The organism is Flavobacterium sp. UBA4197, assembly GCF_002379575.1.
GTDB classification, from domain to species: domain Bacteria; phylum Bacteroidota; class Bacteroidia; order Flavobacteriales; family Flavobacteriaceae; genus Flavobacterium; species Flavobacterium inviolabile.
In genome coordinates, this window is record NZ_DFUB01000018.1 from 113,175 (window position 1) to 124,308 (window position 11,134).

The 11,134-nt window shown below is 39.2% G+C and carries 7 protein-coding genes; all 7 read left to right on the forward strand.

Annotation, left to right across the window (positions count from 1 at the left end; genetic code table 11):
- Nucleotides 1-134: 134 nt before the first annotated feature.
- The 7 genes from B3394_RS10530 (at nucleotide 135) to B3394_RS10560 (ending at nucleotide 10,929) form a co-directional block, all read left to right on the forward strand.
- Nucleotides 135-563 carry an RNA polymerase sigma factor gene (locus tag B3394_RS10530; protein WP_414654270.1) on the forward strand — a complete coding sequence of 143 codons (429 nt, stop codon included), beginning with the start codon at nucleotides 135-137 and terminating at the stop codon, nucleotides 561-563.
- A 778-nt stretch (nucleotides 564-1,341) separates the two neighbouring features.
- Nucleotides 1,342-1,689: a helix-turn-helix domain-containing protein gene (locus B3394_RS10535; RefSeq protein WP_286920104.1), complete on the forward strand. Its 348-nt coding sequence runs from the start codon at nucleotides 1,342-1,344 to the stop codon at nucleotides 1,687-1,689.
- A gap of 12 nt (nucleotides 1,690-1,701) precedes the next feature.
- Nucleotides 1,702-1,983 carry a helix-turn-helix domain-containing protein gene (locus B3394_RS10540; protein WP_286920106.1) on the forward strand — a complete coding sequence of 94 codons (282 nt, stop codon included), beginning with the start codon at nucleotides 1,702-1,704 and terminating at the stop codon, nucleotides 1,981-1,983.
- A gap of 178 nt (nucleotides 1,984-2,161) precedes the next feature.
- Nucleotides 2,162-3,754: a T9SS type A sorting domain-containing protein gene (locus B3394_RS10545; protein ID WP_286920108.1), complete on the forward strand. Its 1,593-nt coding sequence runs from the start codon at nucleotides 2,162-2,164 to the stop codon at nucleotides 3,752-3,754.
- Between the two features lie 9 nt (nucleotides 3,755-3,763).
- Complete coding sequence (locus tag B3394_RS10550) at nucleotides 3,764-7,153, forward strand: hypothetical protein (RefSeq protein ID WP_286920110.1); 3,390 nt, start codon at nucleotides 3,764-3,766, stop codon at nucleotides 7,151-7,153.
- Between the two features lie 14 nt (nucleotides 7,154-7,167).
- Nucleotides 7,168-10,746, forward strand: a complete 3,579-nt coding sequence (locus B3394_RS10555; protein WP_286920125.1) for a DUF6443 domain-containing protein — start codon at nucleotides 7,168-7,170, stop codon at nucleotides 10,744-10,746.
- Nucleotides 10,747-10,749: 3 nt separating this feature from the next.
- A complete protein-coding gene (locus tag B3394_RS10560) occupies nucleotides 10,750-10,929 on the forward strand; it encodes a hypothetical protein (RefSeq protein ID WP_286920159.1) in 180 nt (59 codons plus the stop codon).
- Nucleotides 10,930-11,134: the final 205 nt, after the last annotated feature.

Genomic DNA, 11,134 nt, shown 5'->3' on the forward strand with positions numbered 1-11,134 from the left:
AATTTTCTTAGAATTTACTGTTTGTATATATATTGGGCGAATATTAGCCGATACGCTCTGTGCAACAAGTTGACGAAAACTCATTTCTTGAATTTATCGAGAACCATAAAGGGATTCTTAGGAGAGTAGCTCAAATTTATTTCTATAATTATGAAGATCGAAAGGACCTACAACAAGAAATAATTCTTCAGTTGTGGAAATCTTATAGTAGTTTTAGAGGAGATAGCTTACGTTCTACCTGGATGTATAAAGTTGCTGTGAATACCGCTATAACGTACTTAAAAAAGGAAAAAAGAGGTCTACTGCATTACAAAGACAATCTTCCTGACCTTGTATCAGATGAATATACAGGAGAAAAGGATGTGCAATGGCGAGCATTTTATCAGGCAGCTCAACAGTTAAATCAAATTGAGAAAGCATTAGTTTTTTATTACATGGAGGGGCAATCGCATAAAGAAACAGCGTCACATTTGGGTATTAGCGAAGTAAACGCTCGAGTAAAATTGAATCGTACCAAAGATAAAATACAGAAAATCATCAAGAAGCTTGGTTATGAATTTTGAAAAATTAAAATCAGAATGGAAAAGGGACGAGATTAATGATCAGGATATTCCCAAAAGTGTCAAAACGCTTAAGAAATCGATGCATCCGCTAGAGCAGCTTAAAAGGAATATGAAACTAGAATTTTATTTTCAGATTTTGGGAATAATTGGGTTTGTGTTTTTTCCTTATATTTTCAAGCTTCAAGAGTCCTTACAGTCCGTATATTTCATGGCTTATTCCATGCTTGTTGTTGTGTCAACGTATTATTTGTATAGCTTTTACAAATTTTATAAGACCGTTCATCAATACGAAATGGACACTAAAAACAGTTTGATATACCTATATTATGACTTGCGTTTGTATATGGAAAAGTACAAGTCATTTTGGTTTCTAATGATACCGTATGGACTTATTTGTTTGGCTTTATTTGCCGTTAACAAACACCTGGTAAAAGGGAAGTCCTTTGATCTCTTTGTTAATGAAAAAATATTATGGCTCAGTTTATGTTTAATGATTTTTACAGGAATTGTTATGCTTGTAATGACAATGTGGATTAACTTTTTTTACGGTAAATATATTAAGCAGATAAAGATCATTTTAGACGAATTGTCTGAATAGTAGTTTTTTCTAGAAGAGATTTCTGGTTATCTAAGTAAAAACCACTTTCATAAATATCCTTTTTCTAAGCTTTAGAAGATTGATTGTACCATCCTTATTTCAAAAAATCATATCCGAGTCGGTGCCGATATTGTGAAAGAACTTTTGAATGGATCGCAATTTTGGTAAAAAAGGAAAACTATGGAAATCATTACAATGGAAAGTGAGGTTTATCGCCTTCTGGTAGCTAAGATTGATCGGATTGCTGAATACGTTATTAAGCTGGAGGGACCTAACAAGAGTTCGGATGAAATATGGATGGACACACTAGATGTTTGTCAATTGCTTAATATCAGTTCACGAACATTACAACGATTGCGGAATGATAAATTTATCCCATACGCTATGTTGCGGGGCAAATGTGTATATAGGCTTATTGATATAGAAAAGGCATTAAGTGATCGTTTGATCAAAGGAGATGCGGCTACCTTATCTGAATTTAAAAAGCAGTATCTATTGCGATTAGAGAATGTAAATCGAAGAACTTAAAATAGATCGGTTATGTATATTGATAAAAGAGAATTTGAGATTTACATGGAAAGGATTCTGGAAAGAATAGAATTCTTGAGCCGTAAACTGGATAAGTTGCTTAATTCTACTAATAGGCTGGGTAGTGAAGAACTTCTTGATAACCAGGATTTATGTTTATTACTAAAAGTTAGTAAGAGAACTTTACAACGCTATAGAGCTTCCGGTAATTTACCATTTAAAAGGATCGGGCAAAAGACTTTTTATCTTGAAAGTGATGTTCATCAATTTCTAAGGCATCATTTTGAAAATTGAAATTACGTGTTTATACGTAATTAGTTGATAGTTAGTTAAGTGTATTTACTGTTGAGAGGGGGGGAATACCCCCTTTTTTTGCGTCAATACGGTTTTTCATTTGGATTCTATATACATACTTGTATATTTTTACGATCAAAATGTAACTTATTATTAATCAATTTAACTATGTGTTTTCATGTTTAAAATTACAAAGACGCTAATTGGATTATTGATAGTTCTCTCATCTTGGTCTATTTTCGGGCAAGATATACTTTGGGAAAAATCGTATGGTGGCAAACACGCCGAATTTTTAGCAGATGTACTGCCCACACCCGACTATGGGTTTTTACTCGCGGGCAGTTCCCTATCCGACAAAAACGGTAACAAGGAAATGGTATCAAGCGGTAATTTTGATTACTGGCTTTGGAAAATGGACGAACACGGATCACCCGAATGGCAAAAAGGCTTTGGTGGTTCCGGTATGGATTTCTTGCAAAGTGTTCAGTTAACAGCCGATGGCGGCTTTATACTGGCCGGTACTTCAAATTCGCCTAAAAGCGGACAGAAGAAAGACAACAATAAAGGTCAGGATGATCTTTGGATCATAAAACTGGATGCCAAAGGTGCCGAACAATGGCAGCGTACGATTGGTGGAAACGGTCAGGAGCAATTGGCTTGTATCCGTCGTACCAAAGATGGCGGGTATATCGTTGGCGGATCTTCTTCTTCGAGAAAATCCGGTGATAAAACAGAAGGTAATTTCGGTAATCTGGACTACTGGATTGTGAAATTGAATGCTTCCGGAACGATCGAATGGCAAAAGACCTATGGTGGTAAAAGTTTCGACCAATTAAAAACAGTGGAACAAACCAAAGACGGCGGCTATATCCTGGGTGGCTATTCCAACTCTCCGGCTTCGGGCAACAAGCAAAGCGACAACATTGGTACAGGTGATTACTGGATCATCAAAACCGACAAAGCCGGTGCTATCGAATGGCAACGAACTTTAGGCGGTGATGGTGATGATAACCTGAGTTCTTTGATTCAAAGTCGTAATGGCGGTTATGTACTTGGCGGAAGTTCCAGTTCCAATCCTTCAAACGACAAGAGTCGCGCGAATACCAAAGGAACCGATTTCTGGATTGTCCGTCTGGATGACGATGGGCAAACACTTTGGCAGGAAACTTATAACTACGGAGCAGTAGACTTGCTGACTTCGATAGTGGAAAATGAAGACGGTACGCTGCTCATTGGCGGTTATGCCCAGACAGAGGTATCGGACGGAAAGAAAGATAAAAAAGACATCAACGATTATATTGCACTAAAGATCAATGCCAAAGGCGAAGAGCTCTGGAGCAAGACCGTTGGTAGCGACGATTCCGATATTTTATCTAAACTGATAGAAACTCGTGAGGGTGGTTACCTGCTGGCCGGGACTTCGAAAGGCAAACCATCCCGTGATAAAAACAGTGGAAATGGTAGCAGCGACTTCTGGGTGGTAAAACTCAAAGACCGTTATAAAAAAGAAGTGGAGAAATCAGCTATTGAAGCCTTGCCAAATCCGGCACAAAACTTTACCAATATCGTGGTGGGCTATGAATTTCAAAGTGGTACTGCTTCGGTATTTGACCTGTCCGGGAGACAGCTTCAACAATTCAACATTGACAGCCGGACTGTCCCTGTAGATTTAAGCCGTTATCCGGAAGGGATTTATATCGTAGAAATCCGTACCAATCTGCAAACGGATTCTATAAAAGTAATTAAGGGTATCAACCCTGATAAAAATTAAGAAATTATCATGAAAAATATATTACTCACCTTACTTTTAATCGGTGTTTATGGCACAGCTATGGCGCAGGAGCAACAACCCGCCGCAGCACTGGATTTAAAGATGCCGGATTATACGCCAGCATCACCAAACGCTTTTGCACTGACCAAATACGGCGATATTCCGATCAATGAGTTTACCGGGATGGTCACGGCAAACATTCCTGTATATACCTATAAAGCAGGGAAATTAGAAGTTCCGATTACGCTTAATTATACCGGTGCAGGGGTTAAAGTGAACCAGACTGCAAGCTGGACAGGAATTAACTGGACTTTGAATGCCGGGGGTGTTATTACCCGAACGATTCACGATAAACCAGATGAATCGGAGTACTTAGACGGAAGAATTACTGGTGATATGATCGATCCGGCAGGATTTCTGAACGGATCGCAATATGGAGCTTGGCTGAACATGATCTTTGCCAAATTAAGACGTGTCTATGATGTTAAGCCGGATGAGTATAGCTTCTCTTTTCCGGGCTATAGCGGCAATTTCTTTATGGATGACAATTTTATACCACGGTTGGTTAAGGCCGACAGTAATCTTAAAATTGAAATCGTCGGAACAGAAACCGACCTTAAAGCACGATTGCGCCAAAGTAAGGAATTTTGCATTACCACACCCGATGGAATAAAACATTATTTTGGCGGGGAAAATGCCACAGAAACCACTTTTCCGGGAACTACGCACGATAACCCTTATTCCCCAACAGGATTTTATTTAACCCGGATGGAACATCCCGATTATGGAACTGTTTATTTTGATTATGAAACCGATCCTGTAAACAGACATATCCGGTTGGATCAGGGCGAACGGGTTACCATTATCGAATATGAGTTGACGGAACCAAATATGGAGTGTGTGAGACCGCCAACCGATGAAGGACATTCCTATTTTGCAAATGGGGTAATTGTTTCCAACGGGAAGCACCTGTCAAAGATCAGAAGCGCCAATAATTATATAGAGGTATCTTTTGGTACAAGTGCAGGTTCGCCTTTTAACTATACTAAGGTACTGAACAATATTGTGGTAAAGAACGGCTCTAACATCCTGCATAAAGTTGATCTGAGTTATTTGTTCCCACAGACTGCCACAACCTCCGAACGTTTCTTTTTGAATAAAGTTGAGTTTAATAAGGATAAGAACTATGGCTCAGGCGGTAGAAAATATGAACAATACGTAATGGACTATAATGATCCATTGGCATTACCTAACAGCAGAATGAGCCAGGCAACAGATACTTACGGCTACTACAATGGAAAGATTAGTAATACCACAGCTTTACCGCAAAACAACGATATCCTATTTCATAATTATTATCCGAATTTAGCCGACAGAAGTTCCGATTTCACGTATGCTGTAAAGGGTTCACTGAAGAAAATCACTTTTCCTACCGGTGGATATACAGAGTTTCAGTATGAAGCCCCAAAAGCAAAAGATTACGTAAAAGGAGCTGTTAATGTAAATATATGGCGAAATAGTCCTGGTCGTATACCGGCTACCAGAACAACAGCTTCAGCACCATTGGGCGATCTTGTTTTTGATCCCAATGGGACGGGGACAACATCCAAGGCTTTTATTGATGAAGAAATAGCTGTGAAAATTGATGTTACCGCCAATGCCCAGATGGGACATACGGACAGAATCGTTTTTAAACTGATCGATGAAACAGCCAATACAACAGAAACTACCAATATTGTAATGCCCGACGGTACGATCGAAATCGGTACCGGCAACTTTGCTTTCACACGTGACTTTACCATTAATACGATAAAAGGACATGCTTATCGCGTTGAAATATCAAATGCTTATTCATCTGCAATTCAGTATGAAGCAATGATGTACTTTAATTATACAAAAGGATTCAAAACAGTTGACGAACCGGGTATAAGGGTGATACGAACAACCGATTATACAGCACCAACCCAGAATGCATTTGTTAAACGCTATTATTACAATAAGGTACAGGATTTGCTAAAAGACCCGTTCGAGTTATTGAATTTCCCTACGAAACCGCAATATACAATAGATTACCAGTTAATCAAATGTTGCAACATGAGTGGTGGTGCTCCGATTTTACAGCCAAAATCAAGTGAAATTCGTTTTAGAAGCCTGTCCTCTCAAACCACTTTTCCGCTAAGGGTTTTGGATAAAAAATATGAATATGTGACCATCAGCTACGGCGGGGATGATTTCGAGTTGGGCGGAAAGCAAAAACACTTTAACAACCAGTTCATGGATTATCAGGTGGGAATCCAGCCGTTTTCCCGAAGCATTTTCCAATACGAAAAAGCAATGTATAACGGTAATGCCGAACAGATATTCAGCGGCACACTGCTTGATGAAATTGATTTAATCAAGAGAAACAATACGCTCTACAAAACCAAAGAGCAAACTTATAAATATCAGTATGACGATATTGCTCATACGAGTGGTGTAATTGGCGGGTATGCTTTTTATAACTGTTTATTTATTAATAGCGGCGTCGATAATTTTGATTTAAGCAAATATTATCTGAATGCCAGACGAGTAGAGTTGGTCGAACAAAACAGCAAAGAGTTTATAGAACCGGTTCCGATGACCATTCAGGGTGTAAACGACGATAATTACAAGTCTATTGCTGTCAAACAGGAGTTCATCTACAATGCGTTGATCGGATTGCCAACAAGAACCGTTACCTATACCAGTGAAGACAATGGAGTGTTCTGGCATAATAGAATCTATGCCAACCAGCCGCATTTGCTGACCGGAATTACTGCGGCACAGACTGCAGCGGTAAGCAAGCTTTTAGAGTTGAACAAGGTTTCTGCACCCGTTGAAGAACGCACGTTCAAAGGTGTGGGTGCTGTTTTGCCTACCCTGACCGGCGCGCAAAGAACACTTTACAAGAGCTGGAATAATAAACCGAATCTGATATTACCGGAAATTATCCAATCGTCCAAAGGAACGGCAGGAGCTTTGGAAGATCGTGTTTTAATTGAAGAATATGACAGCCAGGCCAACGCGACTTTGGTTTCAATGAAAAATGGCCCAAAGACGATGTACGTCTACAATGCTTTCGGACAGGTATTAATGAAAATTGAAAATTATACCGGAGCAGCAAGTGGTTCCGGAAGTGGCGAACCGATAACCTTTCCTGAAATAGTTCCGGGCACGCCTTGCAACATGGCGCAGAACTATCCGGGCGGTCAGGTAACTTTCTATCATTATGATCCGGTAACACAACTTTTGATTAAATCTATCGATAGCAATTGTCGTATCACGACTTATGAATATGATGTGTTGAACCGTTTAAAACAGGTGAAGGATCACGAAGGGAATATCATCGGGGACTATGACAATAATTATAAACTCAACTAATAATGAGATTGGTTATGAAGAAATTAATATTAATACTATTGCTAAGTCTGCCGCTATGGATGCAAGCGCAGACCCCTTCACAAAATTATACGAAGAAAACCACTTATCGGGAAGCAAACGCAGGACGTCCATTAACAGAAGTTATTTATTATGATGGACTTGGACGCCCTGTTCAACATGTTGCTAGCAAACAATCGGCAACAGGCAAGGACATTATTACTCATATTGAATATGATAAGGGGCAGCAGTTAAAGGACTATCTTCCTTACCCGGCTACCACGGCAGATATGAGTTACCAAAGCAGCGCACAACAGGCTACGCTGAATTATGCTCAATATGCCGGGCAATACCCTTTCAGTGAAAAAATACTGGAAACATCACCATCAGCGCGACTTTTGAAGCAAGGTGCTCAAGGAGCCGACTGGCAGATCAATCCAAACTCAGATACAGACCATACCGTTAAGTATGAATATCAGACCAATGTTGCGGGTGAAGTAAAAAATTACTTTGCGATCACAGCATGGGATGCTGCACAAGGACTTTATTCCATTCAATTGCAGGATAAAGGGAATTATACTCCTAACCAATTGTATAAAACGGTAACCAAGGACGAAAACTGGACTTCGGGAACCAATAACACTACCGAAGAATTTAAGGACAAGGAAGGTCGTGTCATATTAAAACGTAGTTATAATAATGGTGCGCACGATACCTACTACGTGTATGATCTTTATGATAATCTGACTTATGTAATTCCACCCTTGGTCAACAATCCCGTAAACCAGTTGGATGATTTATGCTATCAGTACCGATATGACCACCGTAACCGCTTAGTCGAGAAAAAACTGCCTGGAAAACAATGGGAGTATACGGTTTATGACAAATTAGATAGAGCTGTTGCCACCAGTCAAATGTATTCACCATTTGGAACACAAGAAAGAGGCTGGGTAATCACGAAATACGATGCTTTGGGTAGAACGGCCTATACCGGTTGGTTTGCATCAAACCAATCGAGAAGTTCTTTGCAAAGCCAGTATAATTCAGCAACAAATAACTTTTATGAGGTAAGATTAAAGCCAGGGATGACAACAGTTATTGACGGTGTGGGGATTCACTACACCAATCTGACCGTACCAACAACTGGACTTAAGCTGTTAACTGTGGCTTATTATGACGATTACTTATATCCGAATGCACCGGCGTTACCCTCGCAGATTGAAGGACAAAATGTAACCACATCCGTTGTTGGATTTCCCACAGGGAGTTGGACGCGCATACTAACTAATGGTTCTGAAACCTTAAATGAACAAAGCTATCTATTGTATGATGTCAAGGGCAGGAATATCAGAACTTATACCACCAATCATTTAGGCGGTTACACACAAGTTGATACCAAGCTGGATTTTACAGGTAAAACGGTTTATGCAAAAACATATCATAAGCAAAATGGCAGTGCCACTTTACTACAGCTGACGGATTCTTTTACCTATACCGATCAGGATCGTTTATTGCTCCACAAACAGCAAATCAATGGTGGTGCTGAACAATTGATTGTAAAAAACACCTATGATGAATTAGGACAGTTAACTTCTAAAAATATTGGAGGTGAAGACAGCACTGGAGAGGTAGGACTTCAAAAGGTGGATTATCGTTATAACATCCGTGGCTGGATGACCGACATCAACAATGAAGCACCAACAGGCAGTCCTAATTTTATGAAAAGTCCAGATGATCTTTTTGGATTCCGCATAAATTACAATGAAGTAACAGAGAGCCAAAACGGTACAATTTCTAAAACAGCAAGTAGTATAAATGGAAAAGTTACACCACTATACAACGGGAATATAGCCGAAACGTTCTGGCAATCCAGCGGGGATGGTACTATACGTAAATACGGCTATGAGTACGATAACCTAAACCGGTTAACAGGTGCATTCTACCAAAAACCGAAGACATTAAATCCAATTCCTGGCTCTTATAATGAATTGCTATCTTATGATAAGAATGGAAATATAACGACCTTAAAGCGTACCGGGAATTTAGACAATCCTGTGTTTTCAATTGATATTGACGATCTAACCTATACCTATGATAATGGTAATAAGCTTTTAAGGGTAAATGATATAACAAATAATCCGGAAGGATTTGGAGATAATATTTACGGCAGTACTATAGATGACTATTCGTATGATGCAAACGGTAATATGACTAAAGATGAAAATAAAAAGATTTCATCAATAGCTTATAACCATCTAAATCTTCCCACCGAAATAAACTTTAGCGCGGGGGACAAAATTAACTATATTTACAATGCCGCAGGTGTCAAGGTTCGCAAAAAAGTAACTCTTTCTGGAAATACGACTGTATCGGATTATTTAAATGCATTCCATTACGAGAATCAAGTACTGAAATTCTTCTCCCATCCGGAAGGCTATGTCGCCGTAACCAGTGGAACGTTCTTTAATTATGTGTTCAATTATACCGACCATATTGGTAATATTCGTCTAAGCTGGGCTTGGGATGACCAGAATGAGGGTTTAAAAATCATTGAGGAAAGTCATTACTACCCGTTCGGATTAAAGCACAGAGCTTATAACACTAACCAATATAGTTTTGTTCCACCAGTAAATGGCGTTCCAGGCTATGCAGTTCCGACACTCGAACAGGCAGGCGGCAGAACGCCGGTAAACCCTTTTAAGTATAAATATCAAGGTCAAGAACGTCAGGAAGAGATTGGGCTTAATTGGGATAGTTTTAAATGGCGAAATTATGATTATGCAATTGGTAGATTTATGTCTATTGATCCGTTAGCTGAAGATTACACATATCAGTCGACTTATGCTTTTGCAGAAAACAAAGTCATTTCACACAGAGAATTAGAAGGACTTGAAGGGGTTTGGTTTCAAAATGTGTTAAATATAGATAAGACAGTTAATCCGAATGGGGTTGGCGCGCATGTTATGGGCTTTACTCAAGGTTTGGTTAATAGTGCCAAAGGGTTAGTAAATGCTGTAGCTCATCCTGTAGAGACCGCTAAAGGAATTGGAAATGTAGCTTTATGGGTGGCAGTTGGGTCACAAGCTTCAGGAGCAGTAGACAAAGCACTCGGGACAAATTCTACAGGTGCTGGTAATGCTCTTTTAAGCGGAGTAGTTAGTGGCGGAAATAAATTAGTTAATGGCAATGGCTCTGAAAGAGGTGAAGTGCTAGGCGAAGTTGCTGGAGCTATTGTTGGTACTAAGGGAGCAGGAGCAGTATCAAAAGGAGTTGGAGCAATTATTGAAGGAAATCAAACTACAAATGTTTTTAGGGTATTTGGAGGCGATGCAAAAGCAGCAGGTTTTTCTTGGACAACGGAAAATCCAGCTCAAGTTTCAAATTTTAGAGATGCTGCGGGTTTACCATCAGGAGGTGCTAGTGGAGCTACGAATACAGGACAATTTGTGCTTGAAGGAACTGTGAAAAATAAAAATATTATCCAAACACGTGCTGCTCTACCATTAGATGGAAATAAAGGAGGTCTACCTGAATTAATAATAGACCCTAAAAATGTTAAAATAAATAGAGTATCAGGAGTTAATCCACAATTTTAGAATATGGAAAATAAATATTTAGGAATGACTGTAAATGAAAGACTTTATGTAAGTGGTCAAATTGAAGAATTTGATAAAGCAGTAAAAGAAAAAGATATTGATAAAGTTATATCTATTTTAAAGAGTGTTGAATTAAATGAGGATTCAATACAGCCTATTTTGGAAAATTTAAATCTAATATAGTCGTTCGTTAACACCTTAGCACCCGATGGCGCGGATTTGTAATCCGTGCCAATAAATTAAGGTACGTAAGGCAGTAAGCGTTTCAGGAAATACGACCGTTACGGATTATTCAAATGCATTCCATTACGAGAATCAGGAGCTGAAATTCTTCTCCCATCCGGAAGGCTATGTCGCCGTAACCAATGGAACGTTCTTTAATTATGTG